This is a genomic window from Phaeobacter sp. CAU 1743 (assembly GCF_039839315.1).
Lineage (GTDB): Bacteria > Pseudomonadota > Alphaproteobacteria > Rhodobacterales > Rhodobacteraceae > Phycobacter > Phycobacter gallaeciensis_A.
Window position 1 is genome coordinate 85,360 of record NZ_JBDOQR010000002.1, and the last position, 18,091, is coordinate 103,450.

Consider the following 18,091-nt stretch of genomic DNA (forward strand, 5'->3'; position numbering starts at 1 on the left):
GGCGCCGCGCAAGGCGCGGCGCCGGGCCCAAGGCCGCAAAGGCTGTCGTGGCACGGCCACGGCAGCCTTCGGGCGCGGGAGGTTCTGTCTTTAAGGGGTCAGATAAAGCTGCGGATGGTCTTTAGCGCGCCGTCCAAGGCTTCACCTTTTTCGTCCTGCAGCGCCGCTTCGCGAAGGCGGGCGACCCATTCGGGACCGTCGTCGCGGGTTTCGACCAGTCGCGCGCCGTCCAGAACCCGGTCGAATTTCGACAGGCCCCGTGTGTGGGTGTCGGAATAGCCCTTGATCAGGCGCCGACAGCGCAGCACTTCCACCGCCATGTCATAACTGCTGGGCAGATAGCCGATCGCGCGGTTCAACCAGTCGTCCAGATGCGCCTGTTCCAGCGCGTGGCGGCGGCTCTTGCGGCGCCAGCCGCGCAGCCCGCCCATCACATAAAGCAGGGCAAAGCCACGGAAGCGGTCGGTGCGGATGCGGCGGCCCTTGTTGAACAGCCGGTCGAGACGTTTCATCCAGACCGGGCTGGCCTCGATCCGGGCGCCAAGCCCCGCAGGCAGCAGCCCGGCGATTTCTTCGGCGCGCGGATGCAGATAGTCGGTCAGGGTCATCAGCTTGTCAGCGCTGCCAACCTGATCCTCGATCCGGTCGAACCGGCTGGCGCGGGTTTTCAGATCCGCCACCCGGATCACATCGTCATAGGCCATGGCATTGGCGATGTATTTCGCGGCCTCGCGCGATAGCACATACCCCCGGTCCGCGCTGTCGCGGCCCAGGATGCCTTCGAGCCGCTCCAGATATTCGGCGCCATAGGCGATGTCCTGAAAATCCACCACCTTGCGCAGGCCCGGTAGCGCCAGTTCCTGCACCGCAGGCGGCAGGGCATCGATCCGGTCCAGCAGCGCGCCATAAGCCCGCAGCTTTCCAGAGGATCCCGCCGGTTTCGGCGCTTCGGCGGGGGTGGAGGCGGCTGCAGCCGGGGCCTCTTTCCCACCCTGGGCCAGATCATATCCGGCGGCAAAGGCACGCAGGCTGGCCTCGACGCCCTTACCTCCCGCGCGGATCGCCTCTTCAAAGGCAGCACGTTTGAACGGCAGGGCGCCGGATCCGGCCAGAGCGCCGAACAGCGACGCGGAGATCACCGAGCCGACACCGACAGCGGCCTGTTCCATATCGGCCATGACCAGCTGCCGCGCCGCGGTTTCGGCGGCGGCGCGCACTTCGGCGGCATCGGCCATGCCGTCGCCCGGCACCATTTTCTCAGAGACTGCCAGCGCCCGGTGGGTCGAGGCGATCAGCGTGGTGCGGTCCGGGGTGACAAAGCCGCGCATGATGGCGCGCCCAGCTTCCATCATTTCGGCGGCGATCATCACGTCGATGTCGCCCTGCGCCGGTGCGAGGGAGAAGACAGGCGTTGCCACCGATGCAGGCGCCATTTCGATGTAATAGATGGTGGCGCCGGTACGCTGCGCCACGCCCGCGACGCTGGTCGCCTGCGCGGAATAGCCTTCGGCGCGGGCCAGGGATTCGATCCAGTTGGTCAGGACGCCGCCGCCCTGTCCGCCCACGGCAAGGATCGCGACCTTGATGACGCCGTCCAGATGGGTGGCGCCTCCGCCAGATGCGATTGGCAGTTCGATGGACATCACGCGGCTCCTTCGCTCAGGTCGGTGGAAAAGGTCAGGCGTCGCGCTGCGCGGCGGTTCTGCAGCCAGGAAATCATCCGGTTGCGCAACCCTGCGGTCCAGCGTTCAAAACCGGTCGGGTTGTGCACCACGCGGGCCTCGTAGAAGGACGGGCAGAGGATCGCAGCATCAGCGACCTCGCCGCAGTTGCCGCAGCCGACGCAGGTCTGGTCGATATGGGCGACAGGATCGTCGCGTAGCGGGTCGTCCAGTTTCTTCAGCGACAGCGAGGGGCAGCCGGACAGACGGATACAGGCGTGATCGCCGGTGCAGATATCTTCATCCACGCCAAAGCGGGGCACCTCGACGCGGGTACCGTCCTTGATCGCGGCATTGCGCTGGGGTTTCTCCCGCCGCTGCCGGTTCAGCATGCATTCCGAGGAGGCCACGATCACCTTGGGCCCGTCGTAATCGGTGGTCAGCGCCTCGCGGATGGTGGCGCGCATCTGGGTGACGTCATAGGTCCGGTCGATCTGCCGGATCCATTTGACGCCAGCACCCTCCAGCGCCTTGGTGATCGGGTTGTTGGTCGCCTTGCTGGGGTTCTTGGCGCGGCTGGATGGGATGTCCTGCCCACCGGTCGCTGCGGAATAGTAGTTGTCGACGATGATCGCGACGCTGTCCGATTTATTGAACACCATGTTGCCGATCGAAGAGCTGAGGCCGTTGTGCCAGAAGCCCCCGTCGCCCAGGATCGAGATCGCGCGTTTCTCGCCGCCGCCGTCAAAGGCCGCGTTGGAGGCCGGACCAAGGCCATAGCCCATGGTCTGCCCGCCGATTTCGAAGGGCGGCAAGGCGGCGAACAGGTGACAGCCGATATCGGCCGAGATTTGATGCTTGCCCAGCTCCTGCTCCACCAGCTTCATTGAGGCAAAGATGGGCCGTTCCGGACAGCCGGTGCAGAACCCCGGCGGGCGGATCGGCACGGTCTGGCTGAGGTCGGGAATTTCTGGCGCCGGTTCGTTTGGGGCCAGAATCTGCCCGGGCAACAGATGCGCGGCATAGGTGCGCAGGAAATCGTCGATGCCGTCCTTCATCACCTGGCCGGTATATTCGCCTGCCTTGGGAAAGGTGCCCTTGCCTTCAAGCTTGGTGCTGCTGCCTGCCTTGTAAAGCATGGCGCCAAGCTGCTGTTCGATGAACTCGGGCTGGCCTTCCTCGATCATCAGGACGGCGTCCTTGTCCTCGCAGAAATCGAGAAGGTCGCTTTGCACCAGCGGGTAGGTCACGTTCATCACGTAAAGCGGCACGTCGGTGTTGCCCGACAGATCCGCAAGGCCAAGGCGTTGCAGGGCGCGGATGACGCTGTTGTACATGCCGCCCAGGCAGATCAACCCGACCTTGCCTTCCTTCGGGCCAAAGCGTTCGTTCAGACCATTGTCGAGGATGTATTTCTCGGCGGCGGGCCAGCGATTGTCGATCTTGTCGTGTTCATGCTGATAGGACATCGGCGGCAGCACCACGCGGGAGAAATCCCGCTGCGGGTTGGCCAGCGCATCGCGCACGGTCAGATCGGGGCGCTGGTTGTCGCGGCATTCAAAGGTGCCAGTCACGTGGCAGGATCGGATCCGCACCATCAGCATCACCGGCGTGTTCGACGCCTCCGACAGGCCAAAGCCATCGCCCACAGATTTCACGATGGAAGGCAGGTTGGGGCGCGGGTCCAAGAGCCAGAACTGCGATTTCATCGCAAAGGCATAAGACCGCTCCTGCATGATCGAGGAGCCTTCGCCGTAATCCTCACCCACCACCACAAGGGCGCCGCCGGTAACGCCCGAGGAGGCGAGGTTGGCCAGCGCATCCGAGGCCACGTTGACCCCGACTGACCCCTTGAAGGTGACCGCGCCGCGGATGGGATAATGGACCGAGGCTGCCAGCATCGCCGCCGCTGCCGCTTCGGAGGCGTTTGCCTCGTAGCGCACGCCAAGTTCGCCGAGCAGGTCCTCGGCATCGGCCAGCACGTCCATCAGGTGCGAGATCGGCGCGCCCTGATAACCGCCGACATAGCCGACTCCGTTTTCCAGCAGGGCCTTTGTGATGGCCAGAATGCCTTCGCCGGTAAAGCTGGTCCCGGCACCTTTGCGCAGGTGCTCTACTTCTGCCTTGAACGACCTTTCGGCCATTGGCGCCTCCTTGGATATCGTTCTGGGGGACCGTCGTGGAAGACGGTCAGGTTAAATCTGGTGTACGCGCACGTTGCGCAGGATGGTTTGCAGGGTGGTCACGAACTGACGCTGCTCTTCGGCGCTGATGCCGGTGAACATCTGGGCATAGGCCTCGGCGATATGCGGCCAGAGCTTTTCCTGCGTCTCTCGGCCCTTGGGGGCCATGAAGATCCGGGTGGCGCGGCTGTCGTCGGGGTCGGGACGGCGGATGATCAGCTCGTCCTGTTCCAGCTTGTCCAGCGACCGGCTCAGCGTGGATTGTTCGACCACCGCATAGACGGCGAGTTCACGGATCAGCAGCCCGTCGAGCACCGACAGTACGGCGAGGGCGCGCATCTTGGCCGTGTTGAGGCCGAGCGCCGCCATCTCTTCGCGCAGGGACGCGTTGTAGCGGCCCATGATGCGGTTCATCAGGTAAGGGGGGAAGTTTTCCAGCCCGATTTCACCCAGACGGGGCAGCGGCGTGTCTGCTTCCTGTTGGTCTGCCGTGGCCGTGGTGGTGTCGTCCGTGCTCATGCGCCCATCCTTTTTGCAAGGTTGTAGCCGGACCCTCCGCCCAGACCGGGTCCGGGGTGGGTCGCGGCCCCAATCAGATGCAGGTCCTTCACTGCGGTGGCGTTATTGACCGATTGCGGGAAGGGGCGCCAGACAAAGAACTGGTCCAGCGTGCAGGATCCGCCATAGGGATCGCCGCCCACCAGGTTCATGTTCAGATCCTGAAGATCGGCAGGGGAATAAGCGCGGCGGGCCAGTTTGATCTTGTCGAAATCCTTGATGTGGCGGGACAGGATCGCCTCGATCCGGTCGGCAAAGGCTTCGCGGGTCGGTTCATCCCACTCGGGTCCGCTGTCGATCTCTTTTGCTGCGTCGCCTTTGATAACGCGGGGGGCGTCGGGGATCTGCAGCCACAGGATTGCCTTGCCATCGGGGCATCGGCTGGGATCCATGCGGTGGGGCTGGCCCACGCAGATCGTGGGCGTTTCCGGCAGCATGCCGCGTTCGGCCTCGTTGGCGGATTTCGAAACGCTGTCGACCCCGTCCGAAAGGTGGATCAGGGCGACGTCTTCCAACCCCTCGCTCAGCCATTCAGGGACGGCATCCAGCGCATAGTGCAGCTGGAAATTGCCACGCCCATGGCGGTAGTTCTTCGCGGCCTCCGGCGCCGTTTCCTGCGGCAGCAGGCGGCCATAGAGTTGCGACGGCGTGACCGAAGCGATGACCGAGGCGCCGCGGATGACCTCTCCGTCGGCGGTTTCGATGCCGGTGGCGCGGCCGTTTTCGGTAAGGATACGCGTCACATCGGTGCCGGTACGGATCTCGCCGCCATTGGCGGTGATCAGCCGTTCAAAGGCTTCGGCGGCAGCCCCGGCGCCACCTTTGACCACCGGCGCCCCGGCGGCCTCCAGGGCAAAGGCGATGACGCGGCCCATCTGGCCGGAATAAGTGCTTTCGGGGGTGAGGCCGCAATGCAGGACCCAGGGTGCCCAAAGCGCCTGAAGGTCTTCGGATCCGTACGAGGCCTCCAGCCAGCCGCGCGCCGGTTGCAGCGCTGCGCCGACCCAGGATTTGAGACCGTTGAGGCCCCGTTTCCACGCCTGTTTTGCCAGCAGTTTGGCGGTGCCAGCAGACCAGAGCGGTCCGCCCAGCAGCGCAAAGAGGAAGTCGGCGTCGGCTTCGATGCCGCCCACGTCGCGGCCATGTTGCGCCCCGTCGCCGGGGCTGAGCGCGTCAAAGGCAGCGATATTGGCGGCGCGGTCCATGGTCAGTACGGTGGCGCGGCCATCGGGGCGCAGGACCGCCGTGGGGCGGTCCGTGTGACAGAACTCAAGCCCATGTTTCGCCAGATCGCCCGCCAGTTCTGCATAGGCGGGCGAGGTGAGGAACAGGACGAAGGTCGCCGCCATCACATCATGGGAATACCCCGGTAGCGTGATCTCATCGGTGCGCAGGCAGCCTCCGATGCGGTCCGAGCGTTCGAGCATCAGAACCGGTTTGCCCTTGCGGGACAACAGCGCGGCGGCGACCAGTGAATTGATCCCGGTGCCGATGATGATGTGAGGGGCGGCGGCCATCTGCTCTTATCCTTTGGGGACCAGCGCCAGCGCGCGGATCGGGCTGCCGGTGCCGCGCTGGATCTTCAGCGGGGCGGCAATCAGGATAGCGCCCTTTGCGGGCAGCTTGTCCAGATTGGCCAGCGAGGCCAAGCCAAAGCGGTTGTTGGCGTGCAGCAGGTTATGCGCCGGGAAAGGCGGGGTCATGCCGCCGGCCATGCCTGCGTCGGTGCCGATGCACTGGCTGCCCCAGCCGACGATGCCCTTGTCGACCAGATACTGGATCACCTCGGCGGTCGGTCCGGGAGTATGCGGGCCGGTTTCGTCAGCGTTAAGGAACTTGGCCTCGTCGTCGGCGTATTGATCCCAGTCGCTGCGCAGGACGACCCATTCACCGGCCTTGATCTCGCCGTGCTCGGCCTCCCAGGCCTTCACGTGGTCGATGGTCAGCAGGAAGTCGGAATCTTCGCCGCACTCCTTGGAGAAGTCGAGCACGTTCACCGGCGCGATCAGGCGCTGCACGTCCAGCGTGTCGGTGTAGCCTTCTTCGAAATCCTTGCCGGTAATCCAGTGATGCGGCGCATCAAAGTGGGTGCCGGTGTGTTCGCCCAGCTTCATCCAGTTCCAGGCAAAGAAGGGGCCGTCTTCGTCGTATTCGCTGATCTTGTGGATTTCGACCTTGGGTGTGTTTTTCGCGAAATCTTCCGGCAGCTGCAGGATCGGAGTGTTCGGCCCCAGAACCCCGGTGCAGTCCACCACTTCGATTTCCCCGGTCAAAAGCTTGGCGCCAAGCCCGTCCAATGCGGTTGTTGCGGTCATTATCGCCTCCCGTGTTGTGCGCGGTCTGAAGGTGCCGCTTTTTGCGATGACAAATCCATGCTAGACATAATTACATGCATTTGCAAATATCAATATGTAAAGGATAAAGGAATCTGCCCATGTCAGCGGCGCCGGACGCAGTCATTATCGGAAGCGGTCACAACTCTTTGGCCTGTGCTGCGCATCTGGCGGCAAAGGGCTGGAGCGTGGCCGTATACGAGCGCGCCGAAACGCCCGGCGGGGCAGTAAAAACCGGAGAATATACGCTTCCGGGCTTTCGCCATGACTGGGCCGCGATGAATATGTCGCTCTTTGCAGGTTCCGCCTTTCATCAGAAATATGCCGAGGAATTGGCCGGGCACGGGCTTGGTTTTGTTCCTGCGGCGGATTGTTTTGCCTCGGTTTTTCCGGATCAGACTTGGTTGGGTATCGGTAATGATGCGGCGGCCAATGTGGCGCGAATCGCAGCTGAAAATGCCACGGATGCAAAAGCCTGGGAGGCGTTGAGCGCCGCGTTTCCAGAGCGTGCTGAAACTTTGTTCGCTTTGCTGGGCAGTCCGATCAATAAACGTGCATTTGCATCTTTAGGCTGGAAGTCCTGGCGCAAGATGGGCGCTGCCGGGCTGATGGATCTGGGGCAATTTCTGGCCTCTTCGCCGCGCAGCTGGCTGGAAGAGACATTCGAATCGTCAAAGGTCCGTGCCCTTCTGGCGGCCTGGGGCATGCATCTGGATTTTGCCCCGGACATCGCGGGCGGTGCGCTGTTTCCTTACTTAGAAGGACAGGTGAACCAGGCGTTTGGCATGGTACTGGGGCAGGGCGGCGCCGATGGCATCATCAAGGCCATGATCGCCATGATCGAGGCGCGCGGCGGATCGGTAACCTGCGGCGCCGAAGTGTCGCGGATGCTGCACGCGGGCGGACGGGCCACGGGAATCGAGCTGTCGGACGGGACACAGGTGCAGGCAAAACGGGCAGTGATCGCCAATGTCGCCCCTGCCGCGATGCTGCGGCTGACCGGCGGCACAGCCGACAAGCGGTATGATCGCGGAATGGAAAAATTCTCTCACGCGCCGGGGACCATGATGATCCATCTGGCGATGGAGGATCTGCCGGACTGGGCGGCCGGGGACGATCTGAAACGCTTTGCCTATGTGCATATGGCACCCGAGCTTGACCAGATGGCGCGCACCTATGCGCAGGCCAAGGCGGGGCTGTTGCCGGATGAGCCAGTGATCGTCTGCGGCCAGCCCACCGCCATCGACCCCAGCCGCGCCCCCGAGGGCAAACACGTGCTGTGGCTGCAGGTGCGCATGGTGCCCGGTCAGATCAAGGGCGATGCCGCCGGACAGATCACCGGCACCGACTGGACAGAGGCAGCGCAGCCAATGGCAGAGCGCGCGCTCGATATCCTTGAAACCTATGCGCCCGGTACAAGGGCAAAGATCCTTGGCCAGCATATCGTGACGCCCACCATGCTGGAGGCCGATAACCCAAACCTTGTGGGCGGGGATCAGGTCTGTGGCAGTCACCAGCTCAACCAGCATTTCATGTTCCGGCCCCTGCGCGGGTTTGCGGATGGCTCCACCCCGATCCGTGATCTGTATCACACCGGGGCGGCTGTCTGGCCCGGAGCGGGAACCGGAGCCGGGGCGGGATACCTCCTCGGGCAAAAACTGGCCGGCACCTAATCACAACAACATGTCGGCCTTCCAACCAACAGGGAAAAGCAAAATGAAATTGACAAGACGCACTTTACTTCAGAGCACCGCCGCCAGCGTGGCGCTTGCCGGGGCCAGCCTGCCCAGCTTTGCCGCCGGGATCGAAGAGCTGGTGATTGCCTATAACGTGAACCTGCCCAGCTGGGATCCGACCGTTGGTCCCTCGGCGGTGAACCCCACCATCCAGGGCATCTACCAATCGGTGTTCGATCTGTTCATCCCGCAGAACCCGGATCTGTCCTTCGGTTCCGGGATCATCAGCGACTATGGCTGGAACGATGACAAGACAAAGGTCTGGATGGATGTGCGCGAAGGCGTCACCTGGCACAATGGCGATCCCCTGACCCCCGAAGACGTGGTTTGGTCGCTGGAACGCGCGGGCAACCCCGAGACCGGCAACCCGATCCAGTTCATCTGGGGCAAGATCGGTAATTTCTCCATCGAGGGGAACCGCGTCACCGCTGACGTGCTGGCCTATGAGCCGACGATCTTCAAATGGATGAGCTTCCTCACTGGCTATATCCTGCCCAAGAAATACTACGAGGAAGTCGGCGCCGATGGCTTTGAGGCCGCGCCTGTGGGCACCGGTCCCTATATGGTCGAAAAGTTCGAGCGCAACGCATTCGTGCGCCTGAAGGCGAACGAGAATTACTGGGGCGGCGCGCCCGAGTTCAAATCCGTCACCATCAAGTTCGTGACCGATGCCGCCAGCCGCGTGGCCGAGGTGGAATCGGGCAACGCCCATGTGACGCTGGAAATGCCCTATGAGGAATTCGACCGCCTGAAGGAAAAATCGGGCATCATGGGCACTGCCGCACCGGTGTCGGATATCGGCATGATCTTCATCAACGATATCGAAGTGATGACCGATCCCAACGTGCGCATGGCCATGGCCCATGCGATCGACAAACAGCTGATCATCGACCGGCTGCTGTCCGGCTATGGCGTGGCGATCGACACGCTGCAGACGCCCGATTACGTGGGCTATGACGAGACGATCAAGGTCGCCTATGATCCGGAAAAGGCCAAGGAACTGCTGGCGGCCTCTGGCTATGGTCCCGACAATCCGGTGAAATTCACCATCCAGACCACCCGCGGGTTCAAGCCGAAGGATTACGAGATCATTCAGGCCATCGTCGGTCTGTGGCGCCGGGTCGGTATCGAGGCCGAGATCGAAGTCTACGAGATCGCCAAACACTATGAGCTGCGCGCGGCGGATACCCTGGCGCCTGCGGCCTTCTACAACTGGGGCAACTCGATTGGTGATCCCACCACTTCGACCGGCTTTGCCATGTTCGGACCCTCGCCGCATTCGGTCTGGGACGGTGAAGATCTGATGCAGAAGATTCTGCCGCTCTGGGGTGAAGCGGACGAGGACAAGCGGATCGCGGGCTGGAAGGACGTGGACCGTTTCATCGCCGACAACGCGCTGGCGATCCCGCTGCTGCAATATGTTCAGCCGATCCTGCACAGCGATCAGGTGAAGGTGGTACCGCATGCATCCGGCGCGCTGTTGCCGCACCTGATGACACGGGCCTGATCCCTCTCTCCCTTGGTTGCGGGGCATCGGTCTGATTGTGCCGGTGCCCCGCGGCCCTTTTTCACGACCTCACAGAACGAAGGTAGACAATGCAGATCCTGCGCAGAATGATCGCGCGGCTGGCGGCCACTATGGTGACGCTGGTTGGTGTGGCGATCATCGTCTTTGTGGTTATCCGCGTGGTGCCGGGCAATCCGATTGCCATGATGCTGCCGCCGGGGGCCACCGATGCGGATATCCAGCGGCTTCAAGAGCTTTACGGATTCGATAAATCGATCCCCGAACAATTCCTGATCTGGGCCTCTGGCGTGCTTCAGGGCGATTTCGGAACCTCGATTTCCCTGCGCCAGCCGGTGTCCGAACTGGTGCTGGGCCGTCTGCCCGCCACGCTGGAACTGTCGGTGATGGCCCTGATCATCGCGGTGATCCTGGGCGGCACCATGGCGCTGACCGCAACGCTTTACCGGGGCACGCGCGTCGAAGGTGCGATCGATGTGGCCGGGGGCATGGCCCTGTCGGTACCCGATTTCCTGTGGGGGCTGGTGCTGATCCTGCTGTTTGGCGTGTTCTGGCCGCTGTTTCATATCTCGGGCCGGGTGTCGCCCTCGCTCGGGTTCGAGTTTCAGTCGAATTTCTATCTCTGGGAAAGTTTCATCCGCCTGCGGTTCGATGTCTGGGCCGATATCGTCGCCCATATGTTCATGCCCGCGCTGGCGCTGGCGATCCCGCTGGCGGCGATCATCTCGCAGCTGCTGAAACAGTCGCTGAAGGAAACCATGCATCTGGACTACGTGACCCTGGCGCGCACCAAGGGCTACGCGGAAACCAGCATCATCACCCGCGAGGCGTTGCCCAATGCGATCCTGCCGACGCTGACCCTGGTTGGCGTGCAGTTCACCTTCCTGATTGGCGGCACGGTCATTGTGGAGCGGCTGTTTTCTTACGAAGGGCTGGGCAACATGGCCATTGATGCGGTGATCAACCGTGATCTGCCACTGATCCAGGGGATCGTGATCCTGTTCGCGCTGATTTTCACCGTGGTCAATCTGGTCGTCGACATGACCTATGCCGCCCTGAACCCGAGGCTCCGCCATGCGTGATACCCGAGCACACACCCGCAAACCGGGCCTGCGCCTGTGGCTGTCCGGGGGCTGGATAAGCCTTTTGGTGATGGCCGCCCTGTTGGCGCCCTGGATCAGCCCGCACGATCCGCTGGCGCAGGATCTGTTCGCCGGACGGATGCCGCCCTTCTGGGAGACGGGCGCCGATCCCAATTATTGGCTGGGCACCGATTCCCTGGGCCGCGATGTCCTCAGCCGCATTTTGCATGGCGCCCGGCTGGCGCTGAGCGTGGCGCTGATTGCCGGGGTACTGACCTGTCTGATCGGGGCCACACTGGGACTGATCGCTGGCTACTATGGCGGCTGGGCCGATCTGGTGATTTCACGCCTTGTGGACATCTGGATGGCCTTCCCGCCGGTTCTGTTCGCGATCCTGCTGATCGCGGTTCTGGGCACTGGCATGACTTCGATCATCATCGCCATCGTGGTGATTGACTGGACCCGTTTTGCCCGGGTGATCCGGGCCGAAGCGATGAGCCAGGGCAAGATGGATTATGTCGCCTCGGCGCAGGTGGTAGGGCGCACACGGTTCGGCACCGCGCTGACGGAAATCCTGCCCAACGTGCTGCCGACTATCGTGGCGTTGCTGACGCTGGAGATGGGTATTGCGATCATCGTCGAGGCGATCCTCAGTTTTGTGAACCTGTCGATCTCCACCGATGCGCCGACCTGGGGCGGGATGATCGCCGAGGGGCGCACCTCGGTCCATCAGGCCTGGTGGGTGCTGGTCTTCCCGCTGGTCGCCCTATTTTTCACCGTTCTCAGCTTCTCGCAGCTTGGCGAGGGTCTGAAGGACCATTTCGATCCGGTGCTGCGATGAGCTTTCTGTCCATTCAAGACCTGACCGTGCGCCTCAGGGGCAATGTGCCGATCTTGCGGCGTGTGTCGCTCGATGTGGCGGCGGGTGAATCCCGCGCCCTTGTTGGCGAAAGCGGCGCAGGTAAATCCATGATCGGCAAGTCGGTGCTGGGCACCCTGCCGCAGGCGCTGGGCATCACCGGCGGGCAGATCATTCTGGAAGGCGAGGATCTGGGCCAGCTGTCGCCGCGGGCGCGCCGCCAGAGGATTGGCGCCAAGGTCGCCCTGATCCCACAGGATCCGCTGACCGCGCTCAACCCTTCGCGACGGGTGGGGCCGCAGATCACCAACCGGCTGGTGGATATCCTTGGCTGGTCGCGCAAGGCCGCCGAGGCCCGCGCGCTGGAGCTGCTGGAAGAGGTCCATATCCCCGATCCCGCCCGCGTCATGCGCGCCTACCCGCACGAACTGTCGGGGGGGATGCGCCAGCGGATCCTCATCGCCTCCGCCTTTGCGGCAGAGCCGAAGCTGATCATCGCGGATGAGCCGACAACCGCGCTGGATGTCACTGTGCAGAAGCAGATCCTGCGGCTGATCTCGGACATGCAGCAACGCCATGGCACCGCGCTGTTGTTCGTGACCCATGATCTGGGCGTGGTCTCCAAGGTCTGCCAGACCATGACCGTGCTCTACTCCGGCAAGGTGGTCGAGGACACCAAGGTGCGCGACTTCTTCGCCAACCCGGGGCATCCCTATTCGGCGGCCTTGTTGGCGGCGACGCCGAAATACACCGATCCGGACGGCAGTCTGACCCCGGTCCCCGATGCGGTGATCCGCGCGGTCGAGGAAGAGGTTGCGGCCTTTGACCGACAAATGGAGGGCACGGCATGAGTGATGTGATCTATGATGTGAAGGATCTGCGGCTCAGCTTTCCTGATATGTCGCGCAAGCCACTGCTGGGTCCTGCGCCGCGGATCGAGATCCTCAAGGGGCTGACCTTCCAGATCCCCAAGGGCGAGGTTTTGGGCATCGTTGGCGGCTCTGGGTCCGGTAAATCCACATTGGGGCGGGCGCTGATCCGGTTGATTGAACCGGACAGTGGTCAGATTTCGTTTGAGGGGACAGACATCACCCATATGTCAGAGGAGGCCCTGCGCCCGCTGCGGCGGCGGTTTCAGATGATCTTTCAGGATCCCCTGTCCTCGCTTAACCCGCGCCGCCGGGTGGGGGGGATCATCGCCGGTCCCTTGCGCCTGCATGGGTTGGAGGGGATCGACGCCCGCGTGAATGAGGCGCTGGATATGGTCGGTCTGCCACGCAGCTTTGCCAGCCGCTATCCGCATGAATTGTCCGGTGGGCAGCGTCAGCGCGTCGGTATCGCCCGCGCCATCGCCCTGCGCCCCGATTTCATCCTCGCGGATGAGATCGTCTCGGGGCTGGATGTCTCCAGCCAGGCGCAGGTGCTGAACCTGCTCGAAGAGCTGGTGCGCGAGCTGGGCCTGACGCTGGCCTTCATCAGCCACGATCTGTCGGTGATCCGCCGCCTGTGCAGCCGCATTCTGGTGCTCTATCAGGGTGAGATCGTTGAAAACGCCGCCACGGCGGACCTGTTCGCTGCGCCGACTGCGCCCTACACGCAAGAGCTCCTGTCTGCGATCCCGCTGCCCGATCCCGATCAAGTTTGGGCGTAACGGGGAGATGATGCTTGCAAGCCTTGTTGGTCAGCTATGCGGACAAAGCTACCTTAACTGAGCCACTTGCAAATTGCCGCTTTTTGGCAATTACTATTCCCTGTAGCCCATAGGAAGATCTGATGAATAAGTACGGACTAGGAGTAGCTGTCGCAGCTGTCGGAGCACTGATAGTTGCGGTGCCAATCGGCCTGAAGTACTCACAGGCGACATTGTTGTTTGGTCTTATTGCCGCAGTTTCAGCACCAGTGGTTATTCATAAAATAGAAGATAAGAACTGGTCTCTAGGCATGCTCATGGGCTTGACACTTTTCGCCAGTTTTCCGTTCAAGAAGCTCTTTCAAATCGACGGTTTCATAAACGAAATACCAGTCACACTCGCCTATGTCGTCGTGCTTTGGGTAATTGGTTTTGGCTGGAAACGCAGTTGGCGATAAGCCCACATTCATGCGCCCACTAGGAGTTCGCGACTTGGGCTCGAAGCGGACCAACGCGATTTGCAAATCTCGTAAAAGAAAAGCCGCCCTCATTCGGACGGCTTTCTCAATTGATAGCGGTCCAGAAATCAGTCGGTGGACCAGCCGCCGACGGCCTTGATTTCCAGGAAATCCTCGATCCCGAAGATACCGCCTTCACGGCCGTTGCCGGACTGCTTCATGCCACCAAAGGGCGCACCGGGAGAACGGGACTGGCCGTTCATTTCCACCATGCCCGAGCGCAGCACGCGGGCCATACGGTTGGCTTTGGCGCCGTCCTGAGTCTGCACGTAGTTGGTCAGACCATAGGGAGTGTCGTTGGCGATCTCGACGGCTTCTTCCTCGGTCTCAAACGGGATGATCGACAGGACCGGTCCAAAGATTTCTTCACGGGCGATGGTCATCTGGTTGTTCACATCGGCAAAGACGGTCGGTTTGACGTAAAAGCCTTTGTTGAAGCCTTCGGGGCGCCCGGTGCCACCGGCGACAAGACGCGCGCCTTCGTCGATGCCCTTCTGGATCAGGTCCTGAATCTTGTTCCACTGGGTTTCATTGACCACGGGGCCGATGTGGCGACCTTCCTCGGACGCCGGGCCGACGGTGACCTTGGCGGCAACTTCGGCAGCGGTGGCCACGGCCTGATCGTAGATGCCTTTCTGAACCAGCATCCGCGAGGGCGCGTTGCAGCTTTGGCCAGTGTTGTTCATCATGTGCAGCACGCCACGCTTGACCGCTTTTTCGTCGGCATCGTCAAAGATCACGTTGGCGCCTTTGCCGCCCAGTTCCAGATGCACCTTCTTCAGGGTGTCGGCGGCCGCCTTGGAGATCGCGGTGCCTGCGCGGGTCGAGCCGGTGAAGGACACCATGTCCACATCCGGGTGCGCCGACAGCTGCGAGCCGACGCCGACGCCATCGCCGTTCACCAAGTTGAAGACACCGGCGGGGAAACCTGCCTCGTCCATCAGCTCGGCAAAGATCATCGCATCCAGCGGGCTTTCCTCGGAAGGCTTCAGAACCATGGTGCAGCCCGCGATGGCCGCGGCGCCCACCTTGAGGGTGATCTGGTTCATCGGCCAGTTCCAGGGCGTGATCAGGGCGGCAACACCGACGGCTTCGTAGATGATGCGGTCGTTCTGGAAGCGGTCGCTCAGGGGGCGTTCAAATTCAAACGCCTTGGCCGCGCGCACAAAATTCTTCAGGTGGAAGATGCCGGCGCCAACCTGCTGGGTGCGGGACATCTCGATCGGGGCGCCCATCTCGGTGGACATCGCCTGCGCCAGATCTTCGCCGCGGGCCTGGTAAACCTCGATCAGCTTTTCCACCAGCGCGATCCGCTCTTCTACCGGGGTCGCCATCCAGCCGGGCAGGGCGGCCTTGGCAGCGGCAACGGCGGCATTGGTATCGGCTTCGGATCCCAGGGAAATCACTGCACAGGGTTCTTCGGTGGAAGGATCGATGACATTGTGATCCTTGGCTGCCGCAGGAGCAACCCATTGGCCATTGATGTAAAAGTCGCGTTTCTCGATCATGTCCAGATCTCCCAAATCAGACGTTTCGCCAGTTTGTACCGGCGCTTTCGCGCGCCACTGTGTCACTGCCTTGACCCTTGGGCAAGACCACATTCACATAATTTGATCAAATTATGTGAGGCGGGTTTTCGCGGATAAACCCAGGGTTTTCCGTTTTGTCGCAGGTGATTGGCACTTTTGTGCTGGTCTTGACGCCGCAGGGGTTTAACCTGCGCTGCGATTGATTACCTTGCGTAGCAAGATACGTATTGAAAACTGAATGTGAACGCAGAGAGGAGACCGTCATGGGTTTGCGCATCAACGATGTGGTTCCGAATTTCACCGCCGAGACCGATCAGGGCACCATCACCTTCCACGACTGGATCGGGGACAGCTGGGCGATCCTGTTTTCCCACCCCAAGGATTTCACCCCGGTCTGCACCACTGAATTTGGTGCCGTGGCGCAGCTGTCCGAGGAATGGGCCAAGCGCAACACCAAGGTGATCGGCGTGTCCGTTGACGGTGTCGAGGACCACAAGAAGTGGAAGGGCGACATTGAAAGCTATGCCAAAACTCCGGCAGGCTTCCCGATCATCGCGGACGAAGGGCTCGCCGTGTCCAAGGCCTTTGACATGCTGCCCGCCGAAGCCTACCTGCCCGATGGCCGCACGCCGGCCGACAGCGCCACCGTGCGCTCGGTCTTCATCATCGGCCCGGACAAGCAGCTGAAACTGTCGATGACATATCCGATGTCGGTGGGTCGCAACTTTGCCGAGATCCTGCGCGCGCTGGACGGTCTGCAGATGACCACCGGCCACGGCGTTGCCACCCCTGCCGACTGGGTGCCGGGTCAGGATGTGATCATTCCGCCGACCGTGTCGAACGAAGACGCCAAGGCCAAGTTCGGTGAGTTCGAAACCATCTTCCCCTACCTGCGCAAGACCAAAGCGCCGGAATAAGTCGGAAGACCATTTTGAAGTTCAGCAAGGGGGCCGTTTGGCCCCTTTGTCATTTCGTTGGCTGTGCCTTTTCGGGGGTGGTGTGAAACACGATAATTAACCCCTCTTGCGGCGTGGGCAGGACAAAGTGCTTCGAGAACTGGTGAAACTGTTCTTCGGTTGCCGAGAACGGATGCTCCCCACTGGCATTTCGCGCACGCAGCCGGGCAAGGCAGACTTCTTCCGGGACATCCAGCACATGCAGTTGATGGTCTGCACTAGTCCTGTCGAGAATGCCGCGCATCCAGGCGCGTTGCTGGATCGTATTTGCGGCGAAATCCAGCACCACGGAAACCCCTGCGTTGAGCAGGTCGATGACATGAGGCGCCACGGTCTCGCGTAGCCGCCCGGTACAACGCAGGTAATCGGCCCCGGTTTCTATCTCGCCGAGGAAGAGAGTGTTCAGCCATTGGTCCTCGGCAATGCGTACGGCCTTGTCTTCGCGCGTCAGGTGATCGGCGAGAGTGGATTTGCCAGAGGCGATCTTGCCGCACAGCATGTGCAGCGTCGGAAGTGTTTGAGACATTTCAGAAACCCTTGAAAGCGCGCGCAGGTTCTATGTGGCGCGCATATGTTGTTCAGCGTTCGACCACCCGGCCCGACTGTCAGGCCGGGACGGTAATTCGCGCGCAGCGCGGCAGGGGGAATGTCTGAACAAGGGGTGTCATGCTGTGTCTCATCGCACAGTCCTGGGTTTAGGTCCAGTCTGCTGGACCCTCAGGCAGTTTGCGGGCGTGCTGCGACCTGAGCCCGGTAAAGCGTGCGCTTGAATTCACGCGCAAGCTTGCTGCCCTGTTTCTTTTTCTGGATGGTCGATCCGCCCAGTGACTCAGTCAGCTCGCTGACGCCATTGGGCAGGATGGTATGAATGGTCTGGCCGTGGATCCAGTGCATCTGCAGGAAGGTATCGACAGGCCGGTCGATGGTGGTGCTGGCGGCAAGAAGGTTCGCCGCCGCGTTGCGCCCCACCACCTGCGCGACGGTCTGAAGGCCGATGACGCGGGGCAGGAACAGCTTGCTGTCGCCCGCTTGGTCGATGATGGCGGCGGGGCTTTCGCGCCGTTTGGCGGGCAGGCGGATGAAGCTGTCCGCATCCGCGTGGGCCTCGACCAGCGACAGGGCCGTCTGCCATGCCTCCGGATCGACCGAGAGATCATCCTCGACGATCAAAGCATACTCCCAGCCCGCATCCACGATCCGCTGCCAGCAGCTACGGTGTGACAGGAAGCAGCCGACCTCTCCTGGTGACAGGGGAAAGGGGTAGCGCGGATCATGCACATCGCCGTGACGCGTCGGATGCACATGGTGACTCACCGCAGTCCGGCCATTCACCGCTTCGGCCACCTCGGCATTCGGCAGTGTATAAAGCAGATGTTCGACATTTGCGCCGCGTTTGCTGTTGCCGGACATGTGGATGATCAGGGTGTGCATGGTCAGATCCATATCGGGGAACGCGCTGAGGGGGAAGGCCGCAGTCCCTTGAACGGCGCTGACAGAAAAGGCCCCGCCGTTGCCAGCGGG

The 18,091-nt window shown here is 62.0% G+C and carries 16 protein-coding genes; 8 read left to right on the top strand and 8 right to left on the bottom strand.

Features of this window, described 5'->3' with window-relative positions:
* Window positions 1–98: 98 nt before the first annotated feature.
* The 5 genes from AAFO90_RS01255 to AAFO90_RS01275 are packed head-to-tail and all read right to left on the bottom strand — an operon-like array spanning window position 99 to window position 6,717.
* Window positions 99–1,643, bottom strand: coding sequence for an indolepyruvate oxidoreductase subunit beta family protein (locus AAFO90_RS01255; RefSeq protein ID WP_347508246.1), 1,545 nt, complete (start codon window positions 1,641–1,643; stop codon window positions 99–101).
* Entirely contained in the window at window positions 1,643–3,805 is a 2,163-nt protein-coding gene (locus AAFO90_RS01260) for an indolepyruvate ferredoxin oxidoreductase subunit alpha (protein WP_274838131.1), read from the bottom strand. Before AAFO90_RS01260 ends, AAFO90_RS01255 begins: the two co-directional genes overlap by 1 nt.
* 51 nt (window positions 3,806–3,856) lie before the next feature.
* A complete protein-coding gene (locus AAFO90_RS01265) occupies window positions 3,857–4,363 on the bottom strand; it encodes a MarR family transcriptional regulator (RefSeq protein WP_274829864.1) in 507 nt (168 codons plus the stop codon).
* Window positions 4,360–5,919 (bottom strand): NAD(P)/FAD-dependent oxidoreductase, encoded by a 1,560-nt coding sequence (locus tag AAFO90_RS01270; protein WP_347508247.1) that lies wholly within the window; start codon window positions 5,917–5,919, stop codon window positions 4,360–4,362. Before AAFO90_RS01270 ends, AAFO90_RS01265 begins: the two co-directional genes overlap by 4 nt.
* Window positions 5,920–5,925: 6 nt before the next feature.
* Entirely contained in the window at window positions 5,926–6,717 is a 792-nt protein-coding gene (locus AAFO90_RS01275; RefSeq protein WP_065271831.1) for a cyclase family protein, read from the bottom strand.
* A gap of 119 nt (window positions 6,718–6,836) precedes the next feature.
* On the opposite strand from AAFO90_RS01275, the gene AAFO90_RS01280 reads away from it, so the two are divergent.
* The 7 genes from AAFO90_RS01280 to AAFO90_RS01310 all read left to right on the top strand — a co-directional run bounded on the left by AAFO90_RS01280 (window position 6,837) and on the right by AAFO90_RS01310 (window position 14,025).
* Entirely contained in the window at window positions 6,837–8,408 is a 1,572-nt protein-coding gene (locus AAFO90_RS01280; protein WP_347508248.1) for an NAD(P)/FAD-dependent oxidoreductase, read from the top strand.
* A 43-nt stretch (window positions 8,409–8,451) separates the two neighbouring features.
* Window positions 8,452–9,978, top strand: a complete 1,527-nt coding sequence (locus AAFO90_RS01285) for an ABC transporter substrate-binding protein (protein WP_347508249.1) — start codon at window positions 8,452–8,454, stop codon at window positions 9,976–9,978.
* An 89-nt stretch (window positions 9,979–10,067) separates the two neighbouring features.
* Window positions 10,068–11,078: an ABC transporter permease gene (locus tag AAFO90_RS01290; protein WP_347508250.1), complete on the top strand. Its 1,011-nt coding sequence runs from the start codon at window positions 10,068–10,070 to the stop codon at window positions 11,076–11,078.
* The gene (locus AAFO90_RS01295; RefSeq protein WP_347508251.1) at window positions 11,071–11,919 is read left to right on the top strand and encodes an ABC transporter permease; all 849 of its coding nucleotides are present in this window, start codon (window positions 11,071–11,073) and stop codon (window positions 11,917–11,919) included. The genes AAFO90_RS01290 and AAFO90_RS01295 overlap by 8 nt, the downstream gene beginning before the upstream one ends.
* The gene (locus AAFO90_RS01300) at window positions 11,916–12,788 is read left to right on the top strand and encodes an ABC transporter ATP-binding protein (protein WP_274833061.1); all 873 of its coding nucleotides are present in this window, start codon (window positions 11,916–11,918) and stop codon (window positions 12,786–12,788) included. Before AAFO90_RS01295 ends, AAFO90_RS01300 begins: the two co-directional genes overlap by 4 nt.
* Window positions 12,785–13,588, top strand: coding sequence for an ATP-binding cassette domain-containing protein (locus AAFO90_RS01305; protein WP_274833060.1), 804 nt, complete (start codon window positions 12,785–12,787; stop codon window positions 13,586–13,588). The genes AAFO90_RS01300 and AAFO90_RS01305 overlap by 4 nt, the downstream gene beginning before the upstream one ends.
* A 122-nt stretch (window positions 13,589–13,710) precedes the next feature.
* Window positions 13,711–14,025, top strand: coding sequence for a hypothetical protein (locus AAFO90_RS01310; protein WP_347508252.1), 315 nt, complete (start codon window positions 13,711–13,713; stop codon window positions 14,023–14,025).
* 128 nt (window positions 14,026–14,153) lie between these two features.
* On the opposite strand, the gene AAFO90_RS01315 is transcribed toward AAFO90_RS01310, so the two are convergent.
* Entirely contained in the window at window positions 14,154–15,593 is a 1,440-nt protein-coding gene (locus AAFO90_RS01315; protein WP_274829856.1) for an aldehyde dehydrogenase family protein, read from the bottom strand.
* A gap of 284 nt (window positions 15,594–15,877) precedes the next feature.
* Here AAFO90_RS01315 and AAFO90_RS01320 point away from each other — a divergent pair, with 284 nt between their 5' ends.
* The gene (locus AAFO90_RS01320) at window positions 15,878–16,531 is read left to right on the top strand and encodes a peroxiredoxin (protein WP_065271823.1); all 654 of its coding nucleotides are present in this window, start codon (window positions 15,878–15,880) and stop codon (window positions 16,529–16,531) included.
* Window positions 16,532–16,580: 49 nt separating this feature from the next.
* On the opposite strand, the gene AAFO90_RS01325 is transcribed toward AAFO90_RS01320, so the two are convergent.
* Together AAFO90_RS01325 and AAFO90_RS01330 are read right to left on the bottom strand one after the other, a co-directional pair.
* Entirely contained in the window at window positions 16,581–17,096 is a 516-nt protein-coding gene (locus AAFO90_RS01325; protein ID WP_347508253.1) for an ATP-binding protein, read from the bottom strand.
* Between the two features lie 191 nt (window positions 17,097–17,287).
* Window positions 17,288–18,001, bottom strand: coding sequence for a glycosyltransferase family 25 protein (locus AAFO90_RS01330; RefSeq protein WP_347508254.1), 714 nt, complete (start codon window positions 17,999–18,001; stop codon window positions 17,288–17,290).
* Window positions 18,002–18,091 lie beyond the last annotated feature (90 nt).

Excerpts from the sequence above, each read along its gene's own strand:
- AAFO90_RS01255 (WP_347508246.1), bottom strand. The coding sequence starts at position 1,643 with ATGTCCATCGAACTGCCAATCGCATCTGGCGGAGGCGCCACCCATCTG.
- AAFO90_RS01260 (WP_274838131.1), bottom strand. The coding sequence starts at position 3,805 with ATGGCCGAAAGGTCGTTCAAGGCAGAAGTAGAGCACCTGCGCAAAGGT.
- AAFO90_RS01265 (WP_274829864.1), bottom strand. The coding sequence starts at position 4,363 with ATGAGCACGGACGACACCACCACGGCCACGGCAGACCAACAGGAAGCA.
- AAFO90_RS01270 (WP_347508247.1), bottom strand. The coding sequence starts at position 5,919 with ATGGCCGCCGCCCCTCACATCATCATCGGCACCGGGATCAATTCACTG.
- AAFO90_RS01275 (WP_065271831.1), bottom strand. The coding sequence starts at position 6,717 with ATGACCGCAACAACCGCATTGGACGGGCTTGGCGCCAAGCTTTTGACC.
- AAFO90_RS01280 (WP_347508248.1), top strand. The coding sequence starts at position 6,837 with ATGTCAGCGGCGCCGGACGCAGTCATTATCGGAAGCGGTCACAACTCT.
- AAFO90_RS01285 (WP_347508249.1), top strand. The coding sequence starts at position 8,452 with ATGAAATTGACAAGACGCACTTTACTTCAGAGCACCGCCGCCAGCGTG.
- AAFO90_RS01290 (WP_347508250.1), top strand. The coding sequence starts at position 10,068 with ATGCAGATCCTGCGCAGAATGATCGCGCGGCTGGCGGCCACTATGGTG.
- AAFO90_RS01295 (WP_347508251.1), top strand. The coding sequence starts at position 11,071 with ATGCGTGATACCCGAGCACACACCCGCAAACCGGGCCTGCGCCTGTGG.
- AAFO90_RS01300 (WP_274833061.1), top strand. The coding sequence starts at position 11,916 with ATGAGCTTTCTGTCCATTCAAGACCTGACCGTGCGCCTCAGGGGCAAT.
- AAFO90_RS01305 (WP_274833060.1), top strand. The coding sequence starts at position 12,785 with ATGAGTGATGTGATCTATGATGTGAAGGATCTGCGGCTCAGCTTTCCT.
- AAFO90_RS01310 (WP_347508252.1), top strand. The coding sequence starts at position 13,711 with ATGAATAAGTACGGACTAGGAGTAGCTGTCGCAGCTGTCGGAGCACTG.
- AAFO90_RS01315 (WP_274829856.1), bottom strand. The coding sequence starts at position 15,593 with ATGATCGAGAAACGCGACTTTTACATCAATGGCCAATGGGTTGCTCCT.
- AAFO90_RS01320 (WP_065271823.1), top strand. The coding sequence starts at position 15,878 with ATGGGTTTGCGCATCAACGATGTGGTTCCGAATTTCACCGCCGAGACC.
- AAFO90_RS01325 (WP_347508253.1), bottom strand. The coding sequence starts at position 17,096 with ATGTCTCAAACACTTCCGACGCTGCACATGCTGTGCGGCAAGATCGCC.
- AAFO90_RS01330 (WP_347508254.1), bottom strand. The coding sequence starts at position 18,001 with ATGCACACCCTGATCATCCACATGTCCGGCAACAGCAAACGCGGCGCA.